Source organism: Dactylosporangium sp. NPDC050688, from assembly GCF_040654515.1.
In the GTDB taxonomy this organism is placed as follows: Bacteria; Actinomycetota; Actinomycetes; order Mycobacteriales; family Micromonosporaceae; genus Dactylosporangium.
Genome location: NZ_JBFAIC010000033.1, coordinates 91,445 through 115,483, shown reverse-complemented (window position 1 = coordinate 115,483; position 24,039 = coordinate 91,445). Strand labels below are relative to the sequence as shown.

25 protein-coding genes are annotated in these 24,039 nt (G+C 70.0%); 8 read left to right on the top strand and 17 right to left on the bottom strand.

What is annotated here, in order from left to right; genetic code table 11:
• The first annotated feature begins 162 nt into the window (after positions 1-162).
• Entirely contained in the window at positions 163-747 is a 585-nt protein-coding gene (locus tag AB0H83_RS28455) for a CHAP domain-containing protein (RefSeq protein WP_360099687.1), read from the top strand.
• 128 nt (positions 748-875) lie between these two features.
• Entirely contained in the window at positions 876-1,475 is a 600-nt protein-coding gene (locus tag AB0H83_RS28450) for an RICIN domain-containing protein (protein WP_360099685.1), read from the top strand.
• Positions 1,476-1,721: 246 nt separating this feature from the next.
• Here the strand turns inward: AB0H83_RS28450 and AB0H83_RS28445 are convergent, their stop codons facing one another.
• Both AB0H83_RS28445 and AB0H83_RS28440 read right to left on the bottom strand, forming a co-directional pair.
• Positions 1,722-3,365 (bottom strand): helix-turn-helix transcriptional regulator, encoded by a 1,644-nt coding sequence (locus AB0H83_RS28445; RefSeq protein WP_360099683.1) that lies wholly within the window; start codon positions 3,363-3,365, stop codon positions 1,722-1,724.
• Between the two features lie 475 nt (positions 3,366-3,840).
• Positions 3,841-4,122, bottom strand: coding sequence for a hypothetical protein (locus tag AB0H83_RS28440; protein ID WP_360099681.1), 282 nt, complete (start codon positions 4,120-4,122; stop codon positions 3,841-3,843).
• A 145-nt stretch (positions 4,123-4,267) separates the two neighbouring features.
• On the opposite strand from AB0H83_RS28440, the gene AB0H83_RS28435 reads away from it, so the two are divergent.
• Positions 4,268-5,311: a phosphatase domain-containing protein gene (locus AB0H83_RS28435; RefSeq protein ID WP_360099679.1), complete on the top strand. Its 1,044-nt coding sequence runs from the start codon at positions 4,268-4,270 to the stop codon at positions 5,309-5,311.
• 81 nt (positions 5,312-5,392) lie between these two features.
• On the opposite strand, the gene AB0H83_RS28430 is transcribed toward AB0H83_RS28435, so the two are convergent.
• From AB0H83_RS28430 to AB0H83_RS28395, 8 genes are all read right to left on the bottom strand, one after another.
• Positions 5,393-6,835 (bottom strand): APC family permease, encoded by a 1,443-nt coding sequence (locus AB0H83_RS28430; RefSeq protein ID WP_360099677.1) that lies wholly within the window; start codon positions 6,833-6,835, stop codon positions 5,393-5,395.
• 112 nt (positions 6,836-6,947) lie between these two features.
• Positions 6,948-7,574, bottom strand: a complete 627-nt coding sequence (locus AB0H83_RS28425; RefSeq protein ID WP_360099675.1) for a GPP34 family phosphoprotein — start codon at positions 7,572-7,574, stop codon at positions 6,948-6,950.
• Between the two features lie 443 nt (positions 7,575-8,017).
• On the bottom strand, positions 8,018-8,572 hold the full coding sequence (locus tag AB0H83_RS28420; protein WP_360099673.1) for a DsbA family protein: 555 nt from the start codon (positions 8,570-8,572) through the stop codon (positions 8,018-8,020).
• Entirely contained in the window at positions 8,569-9,081 is a 513-nt protein-coding gene (locus AB0H83_RS28415; protein ID WP_360099671.1) for a redoxin domain-containing protein, read from the bottom strand. Before AB0H83_RS28415 ends, AB0H83_RS28420 begins: the two co-directional genes overlap by 4 nt.
• Positions 9,082-9,118: 37 nt before the next feature.
• On the bottom strand, positions 9,119-9,562 hold the full coding sequence (locus tag AB0H83_RS28410; protein WP_360099669.1) for a hypothetical protein: 444 nt from the start codon (positions 9,560-9,562) through the stop codon (positions 9,119-9,121).
• A 62-nt stretch (positions 9,563-9,624) separates the two neighbouring features.
• A complete protein-coding gene (locus tag AB0H83_RS28405; protein ID WP_360099667.1) occupies positions 9,625-12,018 on the bottom strand; it encodes an immune inhibitor A domain-containing protein in 2,394 nt (797 codons plus the stop codon).
• 150 nt (positions 12,019-12,168) lie between these two features.
• Positions 12,169-12,825 carry a Crp/Fnr family transcriptional regulator gene (locus tag AB0H83_RS28400; protein WP_360099665.1) on the bottom strand — a complete coding sequence of 219 codons (657 nt, stop codon included), beginning with the start codon at positions 12,823-12,825 and terminating at the stop codon, positions 12,169-12,171.
• Positions 12,822-14,729 carry an adenylate/guanylate cyclase domain-containing protein gene (locus AB0H83_RS28395; RefSeq protein WP_360099663.1) on the bottom strand — a complete coding sequence of 636 codons (1,908 nt, stop codon included), beginning with the start codon at positions 14,727-14,729 and terminating at the stop codon, positions 12,822-12,824. Before AB0H83_RS28395 ends, AB0H83_RS28400 begins: the two co-directional genes overlap by 4 nt.
• Positions 14,730-14,873: 144 nt before the next feature.
• Between AB0H83_RS28395 and AB0H83_RS28390 the strand changes: the two genes are divergently transcribed.
• The 4 genes from AB0H83_RS28390 (at position 14,874) to AB0H83_RS28375 (ending at position 17,761) form a co-directional block, all read left to right on the top strand.
• On the top strand, positions 14,874-15,587 hold the full coding sequence (locus AB0H83_RS28390) for a hypothetical protein (RefSeq protein ID WP_360099661.1): 714 nt from the start codon (positions 14,874-14,876) through the stop codon (positions 15,585-15,587).
• Between the two features lie 16 nt (positions 15,588-15,603).
• On the top strand, positions 15,604-16,182 hold the full coding sequence (locus tag AB0H83_RS28385) for a DUF6529 family protein (RefSeq protein ID WP_360099659.1): 579 nt from the start codon (positions 15,604-15,606) through the stop codon (positions 16,180-16,182).
• A gap of 16 nt (positions 16,183-16,198) precedes the next feature.
• Positions 16,199-16,672, top strand: a complete 474-nt coding sequence (locus AB0H83_RS28380) for a Rieske (2Fe-2S) protein (RefSeq protein ID WP_360099657.1) — start codon at positions 16,199-16,201, stop codon at positions 16,670-16,672.
• 198 nt (positions 16,673-16,870) lie between these two features.
• Entirely contained in the window at positions 16,871-17,761 is an 891-nt protein-coding gene (locus AB0H83_RS28375) for a hypothetical protein (protein WP_360099655.1), read from the top strand.
• Here the strand turns inward: AB0H83_RS28375 and AB0H83_RS28370 are convergent.
• From AB0H83_RS28370 to AB0H83_RS28355, 4 genes are all read right to left on the bottom strand, one after another.
• Complete coding sequence (locus tag AB0H83_RS28370; RefSeq protein WP_360099653.1) at positions 17,742-18,212, bottom strand: alpha/beta fold hydrolase; 471 nt, start codon at positions 18,210-18,212, stop codon at positions 17,742-17,744. The two genes, AB0H83_RS28375 and AB0H83_RS28370, sit on opposite strands and share 20 nt — an antisense overlap.
• Before the next feature lie 68 nt (positions 18,213-18,280).
• Positions 18,281-19,738, bottom strand: coding sequence for a HAMP domain-containing sensor histidine kinase (locus AB0H83_RS28365; protein ID WP_360099651.1), 1,458 nt, complete (start codon positions 19,736-19,738; stop codon positions 18,281-18,283).
• A complete protein-coding gene (locus tag AB0H83_RS28360) occupies positions 19,735-20,430 on the bottom strand; it encodes a response regulator transcription factor (RefSeq protein WP_360099649.1) in 696 nt (231 codons plus the stop codon). Before AB0H83_RS28360 ends, AB0H83_RS28365 begins: the two co-directional genes overlap by 4 nt.
• Positions 20,431-20,447: 17 nt before the next feature.
• Positions 20,448-21,455 carry a hypothetical protein gene (locus AB0H83_RS28355; protein ID WP_360099647.1) on the bottom strand — a complete coding sequence of 336 codons (1,008 nt, stop codon included), beginning with the start codon at positions 21,453-21,455 and terminating at the stop codon, positions 20,448-20,450.
• A gap of 3 nt (positions 21,456-21,458) precedes the next feature.
• On the opposite strand from AB0H83_RS28355, the gene AB0H83_RS28350 reads away from it, so the two are divergent.
• Positions 21,459-21,773: a hypothetical protein gene (locus AB0H83_RS28350; RefSeq protein ID WP_360099645.1), complete on the top strand. Its 315-nt coding sequence runs from the start codon at positions 21,459-21,461 to the stop codon at positions 21,771-21,773.
• Between the two features lie 19 nt (positions 21,774-21,792).
• Here the strand turns inward: AB0H83_RS28350 and AB0H83_RS28345 are convergent, their stop codons facing one another.
• From AB0H83_RS28345 to AB0H83_RS28335, 3 genes are all read right to left on the bottom strand, one after another.
• Entirely contained in the window at positions 21,793-21,942 is a 150-nt protein-coding gene (locus AB0H83_RS28345; protein WP_360099643.1) for a hypothetical protein, read from the bottom strand.
• Between the two features lie 43 nt (positions 21,943-21,985).
• The gene (locus AB0H83_RS28340; RefSeq protein WP_360099641.1) at positions 21,986-22,270 is read right to left on the bottom strand and encodes a hypothetical protein; all 285 of its coding nucleotides are present in this window, start codon (positions 22,268-22,270) and stop codon (positions 21,986-21,988) included.
• A 62-nt stretch (positions 22,271-22,332) separates the two neighbouring features.
• Positions 22,333-23,967: a sodium:solute symporter family protein gene (locus AB0H83_RS28335; protein WP_360099703.1), complete on the bottom strand. Its 1,635-nt coding sequence runs from the start codon at positions 23,965-23,967 to the stop codon at positions 22,333-22,335.
• Positions 23,968-24,039: the final 72 nt, after the last annotated feature.

The window sequence follows — 24,039 nt, the reverse complement described above, 5'->3', positions numbered from 1 at the left end:
TGTCCTGCCCCACGGTTGTCCCGGGCAGGACAGGGCCGCTACCCGCGGTGGCGTTCGGGACTGTTCGGGACGGCGCTCCTTCATTGACCTTGGTTCGGCCGAGCCTGTGTGCTGTCGATACGGCGATCCCGAAACCGCCGCGTGATTCGACGGCCAACCGACGTGGAGCATTCGATGAAAGACATGTTGCGGAAGAAGGTCGCGCCGCTGCTGGTGGCGCTCGCGGCCGTCGCGGCCCTGCTGTTCGGTAGTGCGATGGCGGCCAACGCGGCCACCGCCAACGCCGACACCAAGGCGAAGGCGTGCCAGAACAATGATTCGCTGGACCGGCGGGAAAAAGTCGTCTGCATCGCCAGGAGCCAGCTCGGCGTGCGTGAGCGCGGCACCACCAAGCGGGCGGCGAACAACTGCCAGAAGTACTTCCGCGACTTCGGCTCGAAGCTCAACTGCGACGACGACGTGAAAGGTCCGTGGTGCGCCGCTTTCACCCGCTGGGTGTGGACGAAGGCGGGCGTGCCGAACACGCCGAAGTCGTTCCTGGTGTCGAACTGGGCGGCCGCGCTCACCAGGGTGCGCACACCCAAGCCGGGTGACGTCGCCGTCGCGAGCAGCGGTCAGCACATCGAAATTGTGGTGTGGGTGAACGGGAAAACAATCCACACGATCGACGGAAACGGCGGCAACAACAGCGTGGCCAAGGGCAGCCACCGCAAGGGCGCCATGACGTACTACCGCATGGGGTCCTGACCAGCGGACCGCGACCAGGAGGCGCTGTTCTGCCGGCAACGCCTCACCCATCCGCCCTGATTCAGTGCCCCTGTCCGACACATGAAGGACAATCGGTGATCTCAACAAGAAACAAAAACAGTAAGCTGATGAATGCAGTGCAGCTCTTCGCGCTCCTGACTGCGGCAGCTTTGGTGCTGACCACAAATGTGGTCGATGCTTCTCCGTCCTATGCGAAGGATGAAAGAGCTTCCGTCCGGCCCTCCCCGGCAATCAGGTTCATCCATTCTCAAATGTGCGTCGATGTGCCCAGGAAGAGCAAGGCGAACGGCGTCCGGCTTCAGCAGTACCCATGCAGGAGCGGCACTCGCGCCGATACGTGGAACCAGAGGTGGGGCTTCCTTTGTGTCGAGCACTGCAACGGCAGCGAAGGGGGTCGTTATTACATCGTCCGTAACGCCAACAGCAAGCTGTGCATGAAGGTGGCCGGCGGTAGCGAACAACCCGGCGCAAAGGTCATCCAGTCCTCGAACTGCAACTCGGACAGCAGCCGCTGGGCGCTCATACCGTGTGACGGGGTCTCTTCCAGTAAGGGCACTTCCGGGAGGGTCTACTCGCTGAAGAACAAAAAGGGTTATGCGACGCTCGACGTACCCGGCAGGTCCCTTGCGGCCGGCACGAAGCTCATTCAGTACAGTCCTAAGGCATGCTTCTACACCAACGAGATGTTCGAACTGGTGAACCCGTGACGGGCAGGGCTTGTTGGCACAGACGAACTCGCCGGTTACGGTGCCTGACACTGGAATGCGACAACACCTGCCGCGTCGAGGAATAGCCGGGCGGTGGCCGAACCCGGTCCCGGCAGCCTGCAGCCGTCCTGGACCGGGCAGGTCAGCGCTGCGCTGGCCGGCGCCCACACCGCCGGGCGACCGGCCAGAGCCCGCGGCCAGCCGGCCCTCGACCTGGCCCGGCCGGCCGACCCGCGCGACCGCCGCTCAGCTCTTCATGAACACGAACTGTTGCTCGGCGCTGCCGTCACAGCGCTGACTGACGAGCACCGCACCCGGCCTGGTGTCGCCGTCGATGATGCCGAGGCAGCCGTTCGGCACGCCCGGCACGTACAGCTTGACTCGGGGAAGATCGACCGACGCGGCCCGCCCCATCGTCGTTTCCACCAGCTCCAGGTCGAACTCCTGGTCGCCGGGCGCCGTCCCGCAGCTCTGCGACGTGACCACATAGCCGTCGCTGTTCGGATTGACGGTGAAGCAGCCGATGCGCGCGTCGGGATATCTCCAGAGAATGCGGTATCGACCGCTGGGTTGATGCTCCAGCCAACTCAGCGTCGGCGTGGCGGTCGCGCAGTTGTGAGTCACCACGGCAGCCTTTCCGGAGGTACGGAACTGGGGCCCTTCGCCGAGGCACAGGTTTGCCGATGCGGTAAAGACGGGCAAGATCCGGTACGCGCCGTCCGCCAGCAACGCGTCGGTATCGATCTCGGCCAGGTCGCCGTCCGGCACGATCGCGAGCGGATCCGAGTCCCGCTCGTCGCCTCTGTCGGGCCGCAGTGCCCGGGCGATACCCCCGGTGGCCACGACGACCAGCAGGAGGGCCAGGACACCGAGGAGGACCCGGGAGGCCCAGCCAGCACGGAACACCAGGGGCGGCACGAGGTCGCGCAGGTGCAGGGACCCCGATTCGGCCGAGCCGCCGGTCCGGAACGGTGCGCGGCGGCGGTGCAGGCCGACCCAGGCACTAGGCTCCTGCCGTGCCCTCACCATGCTGGCGAGCTGCCCGTCGGTGAACCCGACGCGGGGCTTCCCCGGTTTCTCCAGCGGCGCCGGAAAAACCGGTTCGATCGCCACCGCAGCAATGCCCGGAACGGGCTCGAACGGAACGACCGCGCCTGTGGCCAGCGTTTCGACCAGCGCTTCAGCCGGCGTTTCGGCCAACGTTTCGGGCAGTGGCTCGACCGGCATCTCAACCGGCGTTGCGATTGGTGAATCAGGCGGTGAGTCAGGCAATGAGTCAGACGGTGAGTCAGACGGCGAGTCAGACGGCGAGTCAGACGGTGAGTCAGACGGTGAATCAGACGGTGAATCGGGCGTAACGGTCATGGCAGCCGTCGATGCCGGCGACGGCGCGGCCAGGAGTTGCCCGGCCCCATCGACCCCATCGACCCCCGCCTCTGCCGCCGCGTCCACCGTCTCCTCGGCCGCAGCTGTCGAACCTTCCGCAGCCTTCACCGGCTCGCGCGCAAGCTGGACCGAATTGACGGAATCGGGTGTGTGGTTCGCTGTGGCGAGCGGTTGCCGTTGCTCCGGTGGCAGGGTCACCGAGGGTGTGCCGGCGTTCGCCGCCGCGATCCGCTTCCGGGCCGCGACCCACTCGGACACCATGTCGTCGTCGCCGCCACAGGCCCGCACGAAGGCCGCGACCAACTCCTCACGGGGGAGTCGAGCTCGCGACAGCGCGGTCGCGAGCGTGCTGTGCGGCAGGACCGCGCCGGCCTCCGAGGCCCGCGTCTCCAGTTGCCGGAACGTCTGCCCGGACCACTCCCGCAGCGCACGGAGACTCGCCACGAAATCGGCGGCGGTCATCGCCGCGGCCGGGTCGGTCAGCGCACCGTCATATGTGGACATCGTCATGTCCCTTTCATGCGAAGCTACTGCCTCGGTTGTGCATGCATCATCTAAGCGGATCAGCGCCGAACAGCGCCACCCATTCCGGATCTCGGCGACATGAGCTCAACTGAGACCCGCGCCGGGACGGGCCCAGCCGGAGACCCCCGAAACGGGATGCGCCTGGCGTAAACCGCTGCGCCGGCTTGTCAGCGGGGCAGCTCGATTTGTCTGGGGGTTTGTGGGTCGCCCGCTGCCGCCGAGGTCGCCGGCAATGCTGGAAGACCTTTTCGATCCGGAAATCGCTGAGCACGCGGTTGCCGTCCGTAACGGATGGTGTCCCATTGTTGAAGGCGGCGGGGATACCAGGTTGCTGCAGGCCATGCGGGGTTCGTCGCGGCGATGACGGCTTGGGACTTCCGCGCCGCCGAACTGGGCGTCGTCGAGTGCGACGTGGAGTTCCTGCGGGTCCGCGCGATGCACAGGCCCCGGCTTCTCAAGCGCTGCGCGCGAGGAGCCGGACCGCGCGCGGCGCGTTGCGCCGGGCCGGATAGGTCGAGCGGACCAGCGCGAGGGCCCACGCCATCCGCGCCACCGCCGTCTCCGGGTGGTCACCGAACTCGCCGGCGACCTGGGCAGCGCAGCCCTTGATGCCGACCCGCCGCAGCGTGCTCACCACGGCCGCGCGGACCTCGTCGCTCTTCGGCGCCTGCGAGCACTGCAGGTAGGAAACGAACAAGGCCTCGGCCCGCACCGCCTCGAATGTCGTAGTTGCCATCTCATACCCCTTGGTGTGTGTCCCTGACACCACCAACGCTAGAAGCGTCCGATGTGTTCGGGCTCACGGTTTCATGCCACCGTCGCGCAACTGTCACCCAGCGTGTGGTGGTGCGGCGGCGTGGGGGCTGTGACAGGGTTGGCGCGTGTCGTTGACCCCTTCCGGTCCGGTCCGGCTGCACCGGGCCGCGCGCATCGAGGACGCCTTCCACGACGTGCTGGAGCGTCGCCTCCGGCTGCGCGGGTGGAAGGTGGCCGTCACGCCGTACACCGGCTACGGCGCCCCCGGCTGGGTCCGCGTGCTCGGCCGGGTCCTGCTCACCCGCATCGACCCGAAGCCCGGCAAGCGCCCCAAGAAGCTGCGCGGCTGGCGCTCGTTCACCGCCGTCTCCGTGGCGAACGCGCTGGTCCGCATCACCGCCGGCGACCGCAGCTGCGAGGTGCGCAGCGACCGGGGCGGCTTCATCGACACCGTGATCGAGGCCGAGCTCGCCCCTGGCTGGGCCACCGTCACCCTCGAGTGCGAGGACAGCGCCCCTGTCGAGGCCCCGGTGCGCATCGTCGACCCGTCCGTGCGCTTCGGCGTCATCTCCGACGTCGACGACACCGTCATGGTCACCACCCTGCCCCGCCCCCTGCTGGCCGCCTGGAACACCTTCGTCCTCGACGAGCACGCCCGCGCCTCCGTCCCCGGCATGGCGGTCCTGTACGAGCGCCTGGTCAACGCCAACCCCGGCGCGCCGGTCTTCTACCTGTCGACCGGCGCCTGGAACGTGGCCGCCACGCTGACCCGCTTCCTGTCGCGCCACCTGTACCCGGCCGGCCCGCTCCTGCTGACCGACTGGGGCCCGCAGCCGGACCGGTTCTTCCGCAGCGGCCAGGCCCACAAGCGCGCGACCCTGGCCCGGCTGGCCGAGGAGTTCCCCGACGTCCGCTGGCTGCTGGTCGGCGACGACGGCCAGCACGACCCAGAGATCTACGCCGAGTTCGTGGCCGAGCACCCGCAGAACGTGGCGGCCGTGGCGATCCGGCACCTGTCCCCGACCCAGGCGGTGCTCGCGGGTGGCTTCCCGACGCCCGCCGGCAGCACCCGCCGCCTCCCTGCCGACGCCGGCGCCGCACAGCGCTGGTTGAGCGCCCCGGACGGCGCCGGCCTGTGGCGCCTGCTCCGCGACACCGAGATGCTCTGAGCACTCCACAACGCGAAGAGCCGGGGCGCGTCGCCCCGGCTCTTCCCGTTCGGTGATGCGTGGCCCCGCAGGGCCGTCGCCTTACAGCTGCGCGTAGTCCGGCGCCTCGGCGCGGGTCGTGGCGCGGGCGCCGAGACCGATCGAGTCGTAGTCCTCACGGCTGATGCCGCGCAGGACGAAGGCCCAGATGATGCCGATGACGGCGACCACGCCGTAGGCGGTCGGGAAGGCCCAGACGGCGGCGTTCTCGGCGCCGGGAGCGAAGCCGAGCAGGCCGCCGAAGTTGTCCACGACGAGCCAGATGATGTAGCCGAGCGCCGCCGAGGCCAGGACCGGGGCGATGAGCCGGGACCAGGCGCCTTCGCCACGCGCGTCCTTCAGGAAGAACCCGATGACCGACAGCGAGGTCGCGAAGACCAGGAACAGCACGCCGACGCCGCCGGAGGTGCCCAGCCAGAAGAACAGGTTGAGCATCGGGTCCCAGCCCTGGACCGCGAAGAGCACGAGCACGACGAACGCGATCAGGGTCTGGAAGATCGAGCCGGACACCGGGGCGCCGGAGCGGGCCCGGGTGCGGCCGAAGAACGCCGGGAGCACCCGCTCGCGGCCGAGCGCGAAGGCGTAGCGCGCGGTCGTGTTGTGGTAGCTCAGGGCCGCGGCCGCGATGCTGGTGGTCAGCAGGACGAGGCCGAGGTCGGCGGCCCACGCGCCGCCCTTCTCGGCGAGGGTCGGGAAGAACGGACCGCCGGCGGAGGCGATGTCTGGTTGCTGCGCCAGCGGAACGAGGGCGTCCACGCCGATGCTGACCGCGGCGGCCCAGCTGGTGATGGCGTAAGAGACGACCATGACGGCGAGGCCGAGGAAGGTGGCGAGGGCAACCGTCCGGTTCTTGCTGCGCGCCTCCTCGGCGAAGACCGGCGCGGCCTCGAAGCCGACGAAGGCGGTGACGCACACGGCGAACGCCGGTCCGGCCGCGTCCGTCAGCGAGCCCCAGGTCCAGGGTTCGAGGCTGACGCCGCCCTCGGCCGGGTTGCTCAGGAAGATGAAGTCGAAGATCGTCACGGCGATGAGCTCGGCGCCGAGCAGGACCATGAGTACCTTGCTGTTGACGTCGACGCGCAGCAGGCCGAGGATCGCGATGAACAGCCACAGCGCGAGCGCCAGGATCCACCAGTCGACGTTCAGGTCCGCCTTGTCCGCGAGGATCAGCGAGCCGAAGAAGCCGAACGCGCCGTAGAGGCCGATCTGCAGCAGGTTGTAGGCCAGCAGCGCGACGAGCGAGCCGCCGACGCCGAGCGGGCGGCCGAGGCCCTGGGCGATGTAGCTGTAGAACGCGCCGGCGTTGGTGATGTGCCGGGACATGGCGACGTAGCCGAAGCTGAACAGCGCCAGGACCAGGGCGATGATGACGAAGGCGAGCGGGAAGCCGGTGACACCGACCCACCCCCACGCCGAGGAGACGAGGGCGCCGACCACCATGAGGGGGGCGGCCGCCGTGAGGGCGAACATGATGACGGACGGCACGCCGAGACGGTCCCGGGCCAGCGCCTGTGATACCACGCTCGGTCGCGCAGGCGACGTTGCGGACATCGGTCCTCCAGGGGGTTGATGAGGGGGAAGGGGGGAAGAGAGTCCGCTAGCCGCGCTGCGACAGCACCGAGTCACCCACCGCGGACTCGACCTGATGGATCAGGTCGCGCAGCGGCGGGGGCAGGGCGCTGACCGCCTGTTGCAGTCGTTTGACGCTGGTCTGGTCGGTGTCCCACAGGACGTGACCGGACAGGCCGGTCGCGTCGGCCAGGCCGGCGAGGGTGGTGTCGGCGACCCGCATCGGCTCGTGGCCGGTGAGCAGGCGGCGCAGCCGCACCACCCGGCCCGCCGGGAGGTTGATGTCGGTGGGCACCCATCGGGTCGTGGTGCGCAGCAGCCGCCGCACCTGGGTCTGCTCGACCAGCCCGACGCGGGCGAGCCGCTGGCCGACCGCGTCGACCGCGGTCTGGCCGAGGAAGAGCAGCCACGTGCGGATCTCGCGGTGCTGCGTCTCAGCGATCATGGTGGCGAGGTTGGTGTGCGCCAGGGGGTCCGAGGGAGGTTCACGGCTGAGGACCCTGAGCCGGTCGCCCTCGCAGACGATCCGCTGCTCCAGGACCAGCTCGCCGAGCATCGCGCCGGCGAGGCCGAGCTCGACCGCCCGCTGCGACAGGCGGGACCGCCCGTCCCGGTCGTCGTGCGCGATCAGGAAGAAGTCATCTGCAAGCAGCATCCGCCCGCACTCCTCGAAGAGGGCAGGGTGCAGGCGCCACGAACCTCAGCCTGGCGCACCGTCACCACACTTCCGTCTTCAGCTCAATCTGGATCCGAGAAATCTCACCGACCCAACGCGAAAGCATGCACTGCGGGACAGTTGCTCCGCAACTTTCGTAATGAGGATTTGAATTACTGGCGACCTGGCAAAGTGATATTGACGCCCTGCTCGGCCGGCCGGCGCTACCGAGCGTGAGGAGACGTAATTCGGGTTCAAACGTCAACCATTCGCACCGTGGGTAACATTCGGAACCGTACGGCCGCGGCATTGTTGAGCTTTATCCGCTGATGATTGCGGTACAGAAGCCAACCGTCGATATTGCGCTGGGTAACCGCCGGCGCACACGCGGACGGGCCGGCTCCCACACGGCGCGTGATGAGAGCCGGCCTCACGTCGTTCGGTCAGGCGATCGACTCGGCCGCCTCGTCGACAGCCTCGAGCAGCTCCTCCAGGGCGTAGCCGCCGTCGTGCCGTACTCCGTTGATGAAGAACGTCGGCGTGCCGTTGACCCCGCTGCGGACCCCACCGACGAAGTCGCGGCGGACCCGGTCGAGATGGACGTGCCCGCCGACCTCGTCGGCGATCTCCTCCGACGGCAGCCCGAGGCGCTCCACCCCGACCATCAGCTGGCGCGGGTTGATGCTGCGCTGGTGTTCGAAGAGCCAGTCGTGCACCGGCCAGAACTTCCCCCTGACGGCGGCCGCCTCGGCGACCTCCGCGGCGAGGTCGGCGTAGGGGTGCACGTTGGTGAGCGGGAAGTGCCGGTAGCTGTAGCGCACCGTCTCGTGCCGCAGCCGCAGCAGGTCCTGCACGATGGTGTGCGCCATGCCGCAGTACGGGCACTGGTAGTCGCCGTACTCCACCAGCGACACCGGCCCGTCGGACAGGGTGTGGTCCTCGGCGCCGACCGGCACCACCAGCCGGGCGACGGTGACCTGGAACGGGGTCGTGGTCACAGCACCGGCCGCCGTTCGCTGTCGAGGCCGTCGAGCGCGTTGAGGATCCCCTCGGCGCCCGGGTTGACCCCGGCCGGCACCACCTGGCTCCAGGTGACCATGCCGTCGCCGTCGAGCACGAAGAGGGCCCGCTGGCAGACCCCGCTGCGATCGTCGTAGACGCCGTACCGGCGGGCGACCTCCCCCTTGGGTTCGAAGTCCGCCAGCAGCGGGAACGTGATCCCCCGGTCCTCAGCGAACGCCCGGTGCGACCAGACGTTGTCCACGGAGATGCCCACGACGCCGGCGTTGTAGCGCTCGAACTCCGGCATGACCGCCTGGTAGAGCGTCATCTGGTCGCCGCAGACCGGGCTCCAGTCGGCCGGGTAGAAGGCGAGCACCGCCGGGCGGCCGCGCAGCTGCGACGAGCCGAGCCGGTGGTCGGGTGCGGAGGGCAACTCGAAGTCAGGCGCCCGCTGCCCGGCGTGCAGCGCCGCCGGGGGCATGGGCGCAGATACAGATCCGCTCATCCCTCAACGGTTCGCCGCGGCGCCGCGCGGCGGGTCACTAGGCCGGGGTGACCGTGTTGACCTTCAACGGGCTGCCGGTGCACGGCGACTCGAAGCCCGGGTCCGGCAGGCCGGTGACCTTGACCCGCTGGCCGGCGCGCAGCCCGGCGGCGGACGGGCCGACCAACACCCACACGATCTTGTCGGTGACCAGCTCGACGCAGGCACCGTCGATGCGGACCTGGCCGGTCGTGGTGAGCACGGTGAAGTCGTCGGTCGGCTCGTGGGGCGCGGTGGTCTTCGGTACCCCGGACGGCAGCGTGATCACCGAGTCGCCGGGGGTGGGCGCGGCCTTCGAGCCCGAGGCGGACGGTGCGGGGGTGCCGGAGGGGGCCGCCGAGACCGACGGTGGCGGCGCGGCGGCCCGGTCGGCGGGCCTGGCGGCGCAGCCGGAGACGGAGAGGGCGGTGACGGCGAGGAGGAGGCCCAGTGCTCGGTTCATGGCACTTGGACCTCCTCCCGCCGTGCGCGGTTCCGCGCGGTGACCAATCAGCGGCTAGCGGTTCAGCCGGTGATGCGGATCTTCATGCTGGTGCCGTCGGTCGAGACAACCTTGATCTTGACACCGTGATTGGGGACCTTGACGCCGTAGTACGTGCTGGTGGCGGGGTCCTCACGGTAGTAGTTCTTGCTGTCGTCGAACGTGGCGTTGCCGGCCTGGCCGCGGATGTAGCTCGCGGTGCTGTTCGGGCCGTAGTGCAGCGTGAACGAGCTGGCCTTGGTCAGGCCGAACGTCGCGTCGTAGCCCTGGATGCGCGGACGCCACGGGGTGCCGTCCAGCTTGTAGATCAGGTCGGGGTGCGCGTCGACGGGCAGGATCCGGCCACCGCCGTGGTGCTGGCTGGTGTTGTTGTCCGAGTACGACGTGTCCCAGTAGGTCACCAGGAGGCCGGCCTCGTACGGGAAGTGCTCGACGAAGTCGGGCCTGTCGGCGAAGCCGAAGTTGTACGGGCCCGCCTTGAGGTACTGGTCCCAGGACGTGTACGTACGGTTCGACGCGATGTAGAAGTTGTCGTACTCGGTGGTCAGCGCGCTGCCCTGGGCGGTGAAACCGACCGCGGTCCAGCCGTTGGCCCCGGCCTCGGCACCGTCGGCGAAGACCGTGGTCGCGCCGTTGGTCACCTTGATGTCGTCGACGAAGAAGCCCTGGCCGACAGCGGCACCGTCGGTGAAGTAGTGGAACCGCAGGCCGACCGTCTTGCCCGCGTAGGCGGACAGGTCGAAGGTCGCCGGCACGAAACCCGCGCTGGTGCCGTCGATGCCGTTGCCCTCGGCCGCGGTGGTGATCGAGCCCGGGATCGACTGGTACCCGGTGCCGTCATCCACCTCGACGTACGCGTAGTCGCACGCGTCGGGGCCGCAGTCCTCGATGTCCCACGCCGCCTTGAAGCTCAGCGTCGACGTGCCCGCAGGCAGCGTCACGGTGCGGGTCAGCGAGTTGTTGAGGTTGTTGCCGGAGCCGCTCCACCACGACTTGGTGCCTTCCGGCGGGGTCGGCAGCGGCGTGACGATCTGCTTCTTCGGCAGGACCACCACGACGGCCTGGGCCTTCTTGCTGTTGTACTCGTGCGGCCCGAGGTCCAGCGTCTTGTTCTGCCCGGCCACGACGATCTCGTAGTCGAGCCAGCCGAGCTGCAGCTTGTCCCACGCGCCGAGGTCGGCGGCGCGGTCGGCGATGTTGTTGTCGCCCGCCTTACTGACCCGGCTCTGCGCCATGATGGTCCACCAGTTGACCGGGTTCTCGGCGTTGCCGCCGGCGCCCGAGGTGTCGTAGTGGTCCGGCAGGCCGAGGTCGTGGCCGTACTCGTGCGCGAACACGCTCAGGCCGCCGTTCTCGGGCTGGATCGTGTAGTCACGCACCCACAGACCGGTGGTGCCGATCTGCGTGCCGCCCATCTGGTTGAACGACGGGCCGCTGGTGAAGTTCTGGAACGCCGCCCAGCGGTGGCTCCAGATCGCGTCCTCACCCTGGTACGGGTCGCCATCGGCCTGGTCGCCACCGGAGTGGACGATCTGGAAGTGGTCGATGTAGCCGTCGGGCTCGTTGAAGTCGCCGTCGCCGTCGTAGTCGAAGCGGTCCCACTGGTCGTAGGAGGCGAGGGCGTCCTTGATCTGCGCGTCGGTCTTGCCCTGGGCCTGCTGGCCGGCGACCCACGCGTTGATCGCGTCCTGAATGAGGTACCAGGTGTTGCTGCAGACGTTGCTGCCGCACGGGTAGCCGTTGCTGCGGCCGTACCGGGCCTCGTTGTACGGGACCTTGACCCAGTCGGTGACGAGCCCTTCGACGCTGTAGCGGCCCGAGGACTGCTTCTCGTAGTACGTCTTCAGCGACTCCGCACCGCTGCCGGTGGCGAAGTACTTGTTGTAGAAGTACTGCTGGCTGAAGTCCTGTTCCCACACGGTCGAGTTGTCCACCGACCGGTCGGGGGCGGGGATCTGGTTGTGCAGCGGCCCGTCGAACACCACGGGTCCCGGGGTGGCGGCGCTGGTGTCCTGGTCCGGGTAGCTCGGGTGCCGCTGGTTGCCGAACTCGGCGAGGACGACGAAGATCTTGTCGGTCTTCTCGCGGCTCAGCTCGACGTACTGGTCGACGCGGGCCTTCTTGGTCTTGGTGTCGCCACCCTTGCCGGTCTGGCCCTTCTTGCCGATCTTCACGACCGTGCTGGATCCACGCTTCTCCGGCGTCGCCTGGCCGCTCAGGATCTGCGAGATCGCGACCTCACGGGATTCGCGCCGCTTGTCCTCCAACGGGTTAGGCAGCTCGTCGGAGGGTGACGCGGCGTCGGCTACGGACGGTTCCCCGGACGCCGGCACCGCATATGCGGCACCACCACCGGCGAACACCCCCATACCCGACGCAAGCGTGAGACTCAGAAGTCCCACGGTCAACTTACGCACAGGTACCTCCCTGGTGGGGCGAAAGCACCCAGGCATGATGTCGATGCCTCGATGCACCTGTCGCGAGAGACTAGGGGGTCACCGGTATCTGTAAAGATCAACAACCGGGTATGCGCATAGGTGCAAGGGTCAAAGCAAGGGTGAATCCGGCTATTGAGCGCGGTCTCTCAATGCGGCGAGATCGCGGACGATCACGTGCAGGCGGCCGGTCTGGATCCAGCCCTCCTCACGCAGCGTGCGCAACGCCTTCGTGACCGCCTCGCGGGACGACCCGGTCCAGCCGGCGAGCTCGTCCTGCGACAGCGGCAGGTTGATGCGCAGCCCCTCCTCGGTCCGCTCGCCGAAGCGCTCGGCGAGCTCCACCAGGCGGGCCGCGACCCGGCCGGTGGTGTCGTAGGCGCCGAACTCGACCCGCTTGCGGTCCGCGTCGCGCACCCGGCCGATCAGCTCCCGCATCAGCAGCATCGACACGCGGGCGTGGCTCAGCAGGTACCGCTCGAACTCCGGGGTCGGCACGGCCAGCGCGGTCACCGGCTCCAGCGCGGTCACGGTCGCCGACATCGGGCCGCCGTCGACCGCGGAGAACTCGCCGAGCAGCGCCCCGGGGCCGCGCACGGCGAGGACCACCTCGGTGCCGGACGCGGTGTCGGAGGAGACCTTTACCCGTCCGGTCCGCAGCACGATCACCGACTCCGACGGGCTCGCCTCGCGGTAGATGACCGCGCCGCGCTTCCACTGGCGGCGGTGCCCGGCCGCCTCGAGCGCGGCCTGCTCGCCGGTGCTCAGCCGGTCGAAGAACTCGGTCACGAGTGCAGAGTCTCCACCACATATGCCCGGACTGTCTGTCGGCGTCCTTTCACTTCCAGGTCGCCGAGCGGAGTCGCGACCGCGCCGCGGAGCGCGTCGAAGGTGGCGCCGCCGATCACCACCTGGCCGGGCTCGGCGATCGTCTGCAGCCGGGCCGCGACGTTGACGGCGTCGCCCATCGCGTTGAAGCCGCGCAGCAGCTCGCTGCCGATGTTGCCGACCAGCGCCGGGCCGGTGTTGGCGCCGACCCGGAACCTCGGCCAGCCGGGGTGCCCGGCGGCGATCGCGCGGACCGCGTCCTGCATCTGCAGCGCCGCACGGACCGCCCGCGTCTCGTGGTCGTGCTGCCGGGCGGGGGCGTTGAACAGCGCCAGCAGCGCGTCGCCGACGAACTGCACGATCGTGCCGCCGTTGTCGAGGATGCAGGGCACCGCGACGCCGTGGTACCGGTTGAGCATCTCGACGATCTCGCCCGGCTCGACGGCCTCGGAGAACGTGGTGAAGCCACGCAGGTCGGCGAAGAGGGCGGTCACGTCGACCAGCTGCCCGCCGAGCGCGGCCTGGTCGGGGTCGGCGAGCAGGGCCGCCGCGACGTCCGGCGACATGTACTGGCGGAAGAGCGTGGCCAGCTCGCCGTACAGGCGCGCGTTCTCCAGGCCGATCGACAGCTGGTTGGCCAGGGTCGCGCGCAGCTCGGGCCGGCCGCCGCCGGGGATCCGCACGCCGCCGGCGACCTGGCCCTTCACCGTCAGCGGCAGCACGTCCTCGCCGGTGACGGCGGGCACGCCGGCGCGGACCAGGCCGACCTCGACGGCGCCGAACGAGGGCCGCACCGCGGCCACCGCCGAGCGCAGGAACTCCTCCTCGCCGGCACCGACGCGGGCCTGCTCGCCGACGGTGACGAGGGCGCCGAGCCGGCCGGACAGGTCCCGCTCGGCGAGCAGCGCGGCGGCCGCCCGGTCCAGGACCTCCGCCTGCTTCTCGGTCAGGCCGAAGCGCTCCGCCATCCGCGCCGCCAGCCGCTGCGGGCGGCCGCCCGCCTCCGACTCCTGCAGCGCGGTGACGAGCTCCTCCAGGGCCGTCTCGTACTGCGCGCGGATCCGGCGGGTGGTCTCGGCGACCGCGATGCCATCGAAGAGTCCGGCCGCGCTGCCCTCGCGGCGGTACTGCACGTACGCGGAGTACCCGACGAACAGGAACGCCGCGGTGAGGATCAGGTGCCACTCCCACCACGACAGCCGCCACTTGTCCGCCAGGGTCACCGCCAGCATCGCCTCGGCGAGCAGCGCGAACGCGGTCACCACGGAGATCAGCACCGCGCCCGGCGCGCGCCGGTACAGCAGGTAGAAGCGCACCGCGGCGACGAGGTACAGCGCGACCGCGGCGTAGGAGGCGACGACCATCGGCCCCTCGACGTCGCGGACCTGGGTCTGCCGGTCCAGCGGCGGCAGGTCCAGCAGCGACACCACGATCCAGGCGAAGAGCACCAGCGCCAGCACCGGCCGCAGGACGACCTGCCAGGGAGTGATGCCGGCCGGCAGCCGCAGCGACGACAGCAGCGCGAGCACGGCGCCGATGATCAGGCCGACCGCCATCGCCGAGTCGAATCCGGCGTTGGGGTGCGCGATGAGGACCTTCGGCGTGGCAAGCGCGTGCGCGAACAGGAATCCGGCGCCGGAAAGGAACACCAGCGAGACGAGAAACAGCCGCCCGTCCTGCCGGCTGCGCGCGGCGACGCTCATTGCCGCGCCGATTGCGATGTTGACCGCGGCGACGGTGAGCACCAGCCAGAAATGGGTGTCGTGATGCTGCCAGATCACGTCCGCCCCGGGCCTGGTCAGCAGCAGCCACAGCCCGGCCAGGGGCAGTGCGAGGTGGGTCGCCCACACGAGGACACGAGGCATCGAACGCACCATTCTCGAAAGCTGGTCACTTTGGCGACATTGCAGCAGTTGCGTTGTGCGTCTTTGGACGCAGACACCGTACGCCAACCTCGGTCTCATATTCACGAAGCACCTGACGGGTGCGATCAACTGTGGGAGTTACCGATGAAGTTCAAGGCACCGCTCGTCACGCTCGGCGCCGGACTTGTTGTCGCCGGCGTCCTGTACACGCTCAATGTCGACCTCAGCAACGATGTCGAGAAGAACAAAGCAGCGGCGAACCAGGCGGCGACCACCGCCGCGCCGGCGCCCGCGGCCTCCACGCAACCCGCGGCGGACCCGCCGCCGAGCAGCGCCCCGGCCTCCGGCACGCCGGCCGGCGACGGCAGCGGCAACGCCGCCCAGCAGGGCACGGTCACCTACGCCGGCGCGGTCGACGGCGGCGCGGCGTCGCTGGCCATCGTCGTGAACAACGGCAAGGCGATCGCCTACGTCTGCGACGGCAAGAAGGTCGAGGCGTGGCTCAACGGCACCATGGCCAACGGGCAGGTCGACCTCACCGGCGCCAAGGGCAGCCTGAAGGGCACCTACGGCGGCGGCCAGGTCAAGGGCACCGTCACGGCCGCCACGAAGTCGTGGGGCTTCACCGTCAAGGTCGCCGCCCCGCCCTCCGGCCTGTACCGCTCGGCGGCCTCACTGCGGAACAAGCTCGACGCCAGCTGGGTCGTGCTGCCCGACGGCCGGCAGGTCGGCGTCCAGACCAGGAACGGCGAGACCAGCGAGGCACCGCCGTTCGACGTGAACAGCAGGACCGCCACGGTCGACGGGACCAAGGTCCCGATCGAGGCGGGCAACCCCAACGCCAGCTCCGGTTACTGAGAGGAGAGCCGTCACCATGTCCCCGGATGAGACCCAGACCGCTCCGGTCATCCAGCCCACCAGCCCGAAGACGGCCGCGGCCCTCATCGTGCCGGTGCTGGTCGCCTGCTTCGTCGCCGGCGCCCTCGGCGTCTACGGCAAGGTGCACGAGCCGACCAACCTGGCGGTGAACGTCGCCGGCTTCTCCAGCCCGCAGACGGTCAAGGTGTGGCTCGCCACCCTCGCCTTCGCGCTCGCCGTCGTGCAGCTGTTCACCGCGCTCGTCATGTACGGCAAGATCCCGCTGCGCAACGCGGCGTGGCTCGGCGGGGTGCACCGCTGGTCGGGCCGGCTGGCGTTCATCGCGTCGATCCCCGTCGCCCTGCACTGCCTGTACGCGCTGGGCTTCGCGGACTTCGACACCCGGGTGCTCATGCACTCGCTGCTCGGCTGCTTCTTCTACGGCACCTTCGCCGCCAAGATGCTGATCCTGGCCAAGAAGGGCGTCCCCAACTGGGCGCTGCCGCTGTTCGGCGGCCTCGTCTTCACCGCGCTGTCCGGCCTGTTCGTCACCTCCGCGCTGTGGTTCTTCACCACATTCGGCGTCAAGATCTGAAAGGGATCGAAGAACCATGAGCAACCCGACTCGACGGACCCTGCTGGCCGGCGTCGGCGCGGCCGGCCTCACCGCGGCCCTCACGGGCTGCGCGGCCTACGGCGACACCGGCACCGACACCGCCGCGCCCGCCCCGGCGGGCGACACCGGCGGCGGGACCGGCGTCACGGGTGCGGCTGGCGGTGGCGCGCCGGCCGGCGGTGGCGGCGGCTTCGCGAAGACCTCCGACATCCCCGTCGGCGGCGGCAAGGTCTTCGAGGATCAGAAGATCGTGGTGACCCAGCCGACCGCCGGCCAGTTCAAGTGCTTCACCGCGGTGTGCACGCACGCCGGCTGCGTCGTGGGAGACGTCTCCGGCGGCACGATCAACTGCCCGTGCCACGGCAGCAAGTTCAAGGTCGCGGACGGTTCGGTCGCGAACGGCCCGGCCAGCAAGGCGCTCAAGGCCGTCGCGATCAAGGTCGACGGCGACGCCATCTCCAAGGCATAGCTCCCACAGGGCCGGCTGCCCGGGTCACGTCCACAGTGGACGGCGCCCGGGCAGCCGGCTTTTCCAGAATTCCTCCGGATCCAGGTAACCCGATCGGGGCGGGGTGGCGTTTATAGCGGTCACTGGTACACATCACGGGAGGACCACCACCATGCACCGCACCGCCTGCGGTTCCAGGCCGACGACCGGCGCCCCGACGTGGTGCCGGGCGGGTCCGCCTCGGCGTCGGCGCCGCCCTCCGCCGCCTCCTCGCCGGCCGCGTCCTCGCCGACGTCGCGGGCGCCGTCCGCCGCGGACGGCATCCCCGGTGAACTGTCGTTCCTCACGCTCACGGCCGGCAAGCCGATCGAGCTGCGCCGGTACGTCGGCGGCGCGCCGCAGACCGTCACCTTCGGCACCGCGACCAGCAAGGACGTCTACGCGACCCCGTCGCCGGACGGAACCCGGCTGGCGGTCAACACCCCGCCGGACCGGGACCGGATCGCCCCGGGCGACCTGGTCGTCGTGGACGGCGGCGGGGCCCGGCGGACCGTCGCGCGCAACGTACGGTGGGACGGCGGCAACACCGTCGTCTGGAGCCCCGACGGTGCGACACTCATCGCCGGCGGCGCCCGGTACGACGCCGCGTCCGGGGTCAGGACCCCGCTCGCCGGCGAGCCGCGGTACCTGGCCTACTCCCCGGGCGGGACGACCATCGCGTACCTCTCGCAGGAGCGGCCGGACGCCGTCACGGTCTCGGGCGTGGACGGGGGCTCGCCGCGGACCGTGCCCGTGACCGGGCTGGCCGAGTGCGAGCTGACCGCCGGGTGCCCGACCTCGGTGCAGGCGGTCTCCGACGACGGCCGGTACGTGGCGCTGGGCAACGTCAACAGCGACCCGGGTCACCAGTACCAGACCGCCCTGGTCTACGACACGGTCGCCAAGCAACGCGTGGCGCTGGGCCGGATCGAGCACGCCTGGTTCCGCGCGGACGGCGCGGTCGTCGTCACCTCATCGCAGGTGAAGGTCTTCGACAAGGCGTGGAAGGTGGTGCACACCTACCCGTTGCCGGCGCACGACCCGCAGGCCGTCATGTTCTACCGGGACTGAGGAAGTCGAGCAGCGACCCCGTGTACGGGGCGCCGCCGGACCAGAGGCTCAGGGTCGGGCAGGTGGGCGGCGGCAGCGGCACGGCGTCGATGACGACCAGGTGGGTGACCTTCGTCGGGTGCTCCAGGGCCAGCCGCGCGGCGACGTGGGCGCCGAGGTCGCGGCCGACGGCGGCGAAGCTGTCGTGGCCGAGCGAGTGCATGAGCGCCAGGCTGTCCAGGGCCATCTCGTGCACGAGGCGCGGCCACGGCTCGCCGGTCTCGCGGATCGAGCCGCCGTAGCCGCGCAGGTCGGGCCGGACCACGGTGTGCGCGGCGGCGAGGAGCGCGGCGAGCTCGTCCCACGCGTCCAGGGTGCCGGCGTGCCCGTGCAGGAGCAGCACCGGCGGGCCGGCGCCCTCGCGGCGGACGCGCAGCGTCACGTCCCACAGGTCGACCCGGTCCTCATCCACGTCCATCACGTACCCAACTGGCGCGCCGGCGGTGCACGTACCACCGGCATGGGTGCAGCCAGTAGACCCTAGTCGCTCAACGGGAGGGTGACGCGGAACGTGGCGCCCTCCCCCGGCGCGGTGCGCAGGGTCACCGTGCCGCCGTGCGCCGTCACCAGGGCACTGACGATCGACAGGCCCAGGCCGGAACCGCCGTGCGCGCGGGTCCGGCTCGGGTCGGTGCGGTAGAACCGCTCGAAGACCCGCTCGGCGTCCTGCGCGGTCATGCCCGGCCCGTTGTCGGCGACCTCGAGGACCGCGTCACGGCCCTCGGTGCCGACGAAGACGGTGATTTCGGTACCGGCGGGGGTGTGCGTCAGCGCGTTGGCGATCAGGTTCTGCAGCACCTGCCGGAGCCGGGTCTCGTCGCCCCGGACGATGGCCGGCTCGACGTCGTCGTCGTCACCGCCCTGGGTGCGCAGCCGCAGCTTGTGGTCGTGCGCGGTGACCCGGGCGTCGATGAGCGCGTCGGTGGCCAGCGCCAGCAGGTCGACCTGCTTCTTCTCCAGCGGCCGCTGCTGGTCCATCCGGGCGAGCAGCAGCAGGTCGTCGACGAGCAGACCCATCCGGGTGGCGTGGTGCTCGATCCGCCCGACGTTCTCGTCGGCGCGGCCGGACTGCCGGTGCAACTCGGCGAAGCCGCGGATCGACGTGAGCGGGGTGCGCAGCTCGTGGCTGGCGTCGGCGACGAACCGCCGCATCCGCTCCTCCGACGCGAGCGCCGCCTCCTCGGAGGCCCGGCGCTCCTCGAACGCCGTCTCGATCTGCCCCAGCATCGTGTTCAGGGCGGTCGACAGGCCGCCGACCTCCGTGCGCGGGTCCGCCTCCGGTACGCGCCGCGTCAGGTCGCCGGCCGCGATCGCCTCCGCGGTCTGCTCGACCTCGACGAGGGGGCGCAGGCTGGACCGGACGAGCAGGTACGCGACGACCGCGAGCAGCACCAGTACCCCGGCGCCGACGCCGACGGTCACCCACAGCTGCCGGTTGACGGTCTCGTCGACCTCGTCCAGGCTCAGCCCGACCACCACCCACTGGCGGCCGGTGATGGGGTTGGGCTGCTGCGACACGATGACGCGCCAGTCGTGGCCCACGCCGCCCTTGGGCGGGACCGTCAGCAGGTACTCGTTCTGCGGGGTGAGCTCGGCCCCCTGGACGAGACCGGCGACGGTGGTGGCCGGCAGGTCGGGCGCGCCCTGGCTGTCGTCGCCCGCGCTGGGCAGGAACGTGCGCTGCGCGAGCGGGTCGTCCGCGTTCAGCGCGCAGCCGACCCAGTAGGCGCTGCGCTGGGCCGGGCCGTACGGGTCCTGCCCCTGGCGCGTCTGGCAGATGTCGCGTTTGCCGATGCTGTTGCGCAGCTGGTCGTCGACGCGCTGGTTGGCGAAGGAGCGGGTGCTGTAGAGGCTGACGCCGCCGGTGACCACCAGGGCCGCGGTCAGCAGCACCAGCATCAGGGCGACCAGCTTGACCCGCAGCGGCCAGGCGCTCATGTCCGGGGCAACCGCAGCGAGTAGCCGACCCCGCGCAGCGTCTGCAGCAGCCGCGGCTCGGAGGTGTCGATCTTCTTGCGCAGGTAGGACACGTAGGACTCGACGACGCCGGCGTCGCCGCCGAAGTCGTACTGCCACACGTGGTCCAGGATCTGGGCCTTGGACAGCACCCGGCCCGGGTTGGTCATGAAGTACCGCAGCAGCTTGAACTCCGTCGGGGACAGCTGGACCTCCTGGCCCGCCTTGAACACCTCGTGGGTGTCCTCGTCGAGCTCGATGTCGGCGAAGGTCAGCCGCGACGACGCGGCCCCGGCGCCGCCGGCGGGGTCGGCGACCCGGCGCAGCACCGCCTGGATCCGGGCGAGGATCTCGGAGAGGCTGAACGGCTTGGTGACGTAGTCGTCGCCGCCGAGCGTGAGCCCTTTGATCTTGTCCTCGGTGGCGTCGCGGGCGGTGAGGAACAGCACCGGCACGCGGGTGCCCTCGCCGCGCAGCTTGCGCAGCACCTCGAAGCCGTCGAGCTCGGGCATCATCACGTCGAGCAGGATCATGTCCGGTCGGAAGCGCCGGGCCTCCTCCATCGCCTGGCGCCCGCTCGTGGCGCTGGCGACGTCGTAGCCGTGGTACTTCAGGCTCGCGGAGAGCAGCTCGACGATGTCCGGCTCGTCGTCGACCACAAGCAGCCGCGTCATGATTCGCTCCAGTTTGCTCAGTGATCCCCTGTCACCGTCGAGACTGCCGCCGGAGGCTGACCGCCGGATGCGGTTTCCCTGAAAACCAGCTGTGAACGGGCTGCACCGGCGCCGAGGAGCAGCGCCAGCAGTACCGGAAACTCCACATATGCGTGATATGAGGCGAATGCGCTGTACAGCGCCCGGCCGGAGGCATAGTCGACGGCGAACAGCACGCCGAGCGCCAGGCCGAGACCGGCGCCGAGCACCCAGGCCCGGGGGCCGCGCAGCCACGGCACCCGGCGTTCGAACGCGCGGGCCGCGTCCGGGGCGTACCGGGGCAGGAACCAGACCCACACGAAGTAGTGCATGGTCTGCAGGAACGCGAACACCACCAGGAACCGGGCGCCGACGGACGCATCCGACCCGGGCGGCGCGCTGAGCGCCACGATCTTCGCGGGGTCGCCGGCGAACGCCGCCACGGTCGACGGGGAGACCGCGGACACGTCGAAGGCACCGGCCAGGACGGCGGCGGGCACCACCAGCACCCAGCCCACCTGCACGGCCCGGAACCAGCGGCGGGTCGCCGCCGGCAGCGCGGCGGCCCACTCCCAGAGGAAGAACAACGGCACCACGTTGTGCAGGTGGGCGAGGACCACGAAGTGGTAACCGGGCCAGGTCAGCGACACCGCCGCCGCCACCGTCAGGATCCCGCCGGCACCGGCGAGCAGCCACCCGCGCAGCGCGTGCGCGCAGCCGGCGGCCAGCACGGCGTAGCCGACCAGGATCTCGGCGTCACGGGCCGGCTGCCCGACGAACATCGCGGCGATCCGGCACAGCACGATGGCGCTGATCAGCCCGAACAGCACGGCGAGGAACCGGCCGTTGAGCACCGGGGCGAACCGGCCGGCGACGTACCGCAGCTCCAGCACGTTGTGCAGGACCCCGAACGCGATCAGTCCGAGCACGGTCGTCGCGAGGGGCGCGCCGAGCGCGACGGCGAGCGCGGCCGCGGCAGCGGCGACGAACGGCAGCGTTACCTTCATGGGGTGATCCCGGCGCTGCTGCTGACCCTCGCTGTAGAGGTGCCGCTGTACGCGCTGGCGCTGACCGCGCTGCGGCTGGCGGCGTGGCGGCGGGCGGTGCTGCTGGGCGCGGCGGTCAACCTGCTCACCCACCCGCTGCTGTGGTGGTTTCTCGCGCCGCGGCCGTCCGCCGGGCGGTTCTGGGCGGCCGAGGCCGCCGTCGTGGTCGCGGAGGCGGCGGTGCTGCTGGCCGCCTGCCGCCGCGACCCGGCGCTGCTGCTGGTGACGAGTCTCGGGGCGAACGCCACGTCGGTGCTCATCGGGCTGCTGCTGCTCTAGTCCCGGCTGTTTTCCGTCTCTAGTACCGGCTGTTCTTCGTCCGCCGGACCAGCCAGACGATGAGCACGACCAGCGCGGCGACGAACGCGACACAGAGCAGCGCGACGACGATGGCCGTCCCGGCCAGGAACTCCGGTTCCGGCGCGGCGTCGGCAAGCACGATCTTCATGCCGCGCAGTGTGCCCTGCCGCGCCGGAACCCGGAACCGGCCGTTACTCCCGAATCTCGTCGGCCGGTGGGATGTCGCTCGGCGGCGGCGGCTCGGCGGGGCGCCACCACTGCCAGAGCAGGAACAGCAGGCCGAGCGCGAGCATGCCGAGCCCGATCCACAGGTTGATGCGGACCCCGGCCGCCTTGTCGATCTCCGCCTGGGAGTCGAACACGCCGAGGATGGTGACGATCACCCCGTACACGGTGAACAGGCCACCGATCACGCGGCGCACGTCGAACAGGCGGGCCGCCCTGACGGTCTCGGCTCTCGTCGTCTGGTCAGACATCTGCAGGCACCTTCTCCACTACAGGAACGGCGGGCTCCACTACAGGAACGGTGGTGGAACGGCTACAGGAACGGCAGGTAGAACGCGACGGCCAGGATCAGCGCGCCGGCGCCGAGCAGCACCGGGGAGCGGTACCAGGCCCGGTCACCGGCGAGCGCGCCGGCGGTCAGGTCGTGGTCGCCGATGCCGTACACGAGCCCGCTGAGCTCGTCGTCGGTCTTCCGGGTGGTGAACAGTGTGACGGCGACGGCGACGATCGTGACGGTCACGAACGCGATCCCGGCGCCCCAGAACGACTCGTCGAGGTCGGAGCCGAACGTGAACCAGCCCCACCACTTGTAGCCGGCGTAGACGATGAACGCGGCGAGCGTGCCGGTGAGCAGCCCCCAGAAGCCGGCCCACGCGGTCATCCGCTTCCAGAACATGCCGATGATGAACGTCGCGAACAGCGGGGCGTTGAACAGCGAGAACAGCGCCTGGATGTAGTCCATGATGTTGCTGTAGCCGGAGGCGATGAACGCGGTGCCGATGCCGATCACGACGCCGACGACCGTGATCCACCGGCCGATGCGCAGGTAGTAGCCGTCGGGCTTGTCGCGTTTCACGTACTCCTGCCAGATGTCGTACGTGAACACCGTGTTGAACCCGGAGACGTTGGCCGCCATACCCGCCATGAACGAGGCGAGCAGGCCGGTCACCGCGATGCCGAGCACCCCGTTGGGCAGGAAGTCGCGCATGAGCAGCGGGATGGCGTTGTTGTACTGCAGGTCGCCCTGGTCGGCACCGAGCCCTTTGACCGTCACCAGCGCGACCAGGCCCGGGATGACGGTCACGAACGGGATGACCAGCTTCGGGTAGGCCGCGATGATCGGCGTGCGGCGGGCGGCGCTCATGTTGCGCGCGGACAGGCCGCGCTGGACCTCGGCGAAGTTCGTCGTCCAGTACCCGAACGACAGCACGAAGCCGAGGCCGAACACGATGCCGAACCAGGACGCGCCGAGCGGGTTGTCGCTGCCGCCGGTGTCGGCCCAGGTGTGCAGGCCGGCCTCGCCGAGCTTCGTGGTGCGGACCGCGTCGAACAGCCCGTCCATCCCGCCCACCTTCACCAGGCCGATGATCGCGATCGGCAGCAGGCCGGCGATGATCACGAAGAACTGCAGGACCTCGTTGTAGATCGCGCTGGACAGACCACCGAGGGTGATGTAGGCCAGCACGATCGCCGCGCCGACCACGACCGCGGTCCACAGTGGCCAGCCGAGCAGCGCCTGCATGATCAGCGCCAGCGCGTACAGGTTGACGCCGGCGATGAGGACCTGGGCGAGCGCGAACGACAGCGCGTTGAGCAGGTGGGCCGGCCGGTTGAAGCGGCGCCGCATGTACTCGGGGACGCTGCGGACCTTGGAGCCGTAGTAGAAGGGCATCATCACGATGCCGAGGAACACCATGGCCGGCACGGCGCCGACCCAGTAGTAGTGGACCGTCATCATGCCGTACTTGGCGCCGTTGGCGGCCATGCCCAGGATCTCCAGCGCGCCCAGGTTGGCGGAGATGAAGGCGAGGCCCGTGACCCAGGCCGGCAGCGAGCGGCCGGACAGGAAGAAGTCGGTGCTGTTCTTGACGGAGCGGCGGGCGGCGAGACCCACGCCCAGGACGGTGATGAAGTACAGCGACAGGAGGACGTAGTCCAGCGCGTCCATCTGCAGGCGTAGACCTTCGGCGAGCGTCCGCACCCGTTCCTCCCCTTTCACGACGAGTGAGCGTGCTCCCAC

Coding starts and splice junctions, on each gene's coding strand:
- AB0H83_RS28450 (WP_360099685.1), top strand. CDS start 876: ATGAATGCAGTGCAGCTCTTCGCGCTCCTGACTGCGGCAGCTTTGGTG.
- AB0H83_RS28445 (WP_360099683.1), bottom strand. CDS start 3,365: ATGTCCACATATGACGGTGCGCTGACCGACCCGGCCGCGGCGATGACC.
- AB0H83_RS28440 (WP_360099681.1), bottom strand. CDS start 4,122: ATGGCAACTACGACATTCGAGGCGGTGCGGGCCGAGGCCTTGTTCGTT.
- AB0H83_RS28425 (WP_360099675.1), bottom strand. CDS start 7,574: ATGCTGCTTGCAGATGACTTCTTCCTGATCGCGCACGACGACCGGGAC.
- AB0H83_RS28415 (WP_360099671.1), bottom strand. CDS start 9,081: ATGAGCGGATCTGTATCTGCGCCCATGCCCCCGGCGGCGCTGCACGCC.
- AB0H83_RS28410 (WP_360099669.1), bottom strand. CDS start 9,562: ATGAACCGAGCACTGGGCCTCCTCCTCGCCGTCACCGCCCTCTCCGTC.
- AB0H83_RS28395 (WP_360099663.1), bottom strand. CDS start 14,729: ATGCCTCGTGTCCTCGTGTGGGCGACCCACCTCGCACTGCCCCTGGCC.
- AB0H83_RS28390 (WP_360099661.1), top strand. CDS start 14,874: ATGAAGTTCAAGGCACCGCTCGTCACGCTCGGCGCCGGACTTGTTGTC.
- AB0H83_RS28385 (WP_360099659.1), top strand. CDS start 15,604: ATGTCCCCGGATGAGACCCAGACCGCTCCGGTCATCCAGCCCACCAGC.
- AB0H83_RS28380 (WP_360099657.1), top strand. CDS start 16,199: ATGAGCAACCCGACTCGACGGACCCTGCTGGCCGGCGTCGGCGCGGCC.
- AB0H83_RS28365 (WP_360099651.1), bottom strand. CDS start 19,738: ATGAGCGCCTGGCCGCTGCGGGTCAAGCTGGTCGCCCTGATGCTGGTG.
- AB0H83_RS28360 (WP_360099649.1), bottom strand. CDS start 20,430: ATGACGCGGCTGCTTGTGGTCGACGACGAGCCGGACATCGTCGAGCTG.
- AB0H83_RS28355 (WP_360099647.1), bottom strand. CDS start 21,455: ATGAAGGTAACGCTGCCGTTCGTCGCCGCTGCCGCGGCCGCGCTCGCC.
- AB0H83_RS28345 (WP_360099643.1), bottom strand. CDS start 21,942: ATGAAGATCGTGCTTGCCGACGCCGCGCCGGAACCGGAGTTCCTGGCC.
- AB0H83_RS28340 (WP_360099641.1), bottom strand. CDS start 22,270: ATGTCTGACCAGACGACGAGAGCCGAGACCGTCAGGGCGGCCCGCCTG.
- AB0H83_RS28335 (WP_360099703.1), bottom strand. CDS start 23,967: ATGGACGCGCTGGACTACGTCCTCCTGTCGCTGTACTTCATCACCGTC.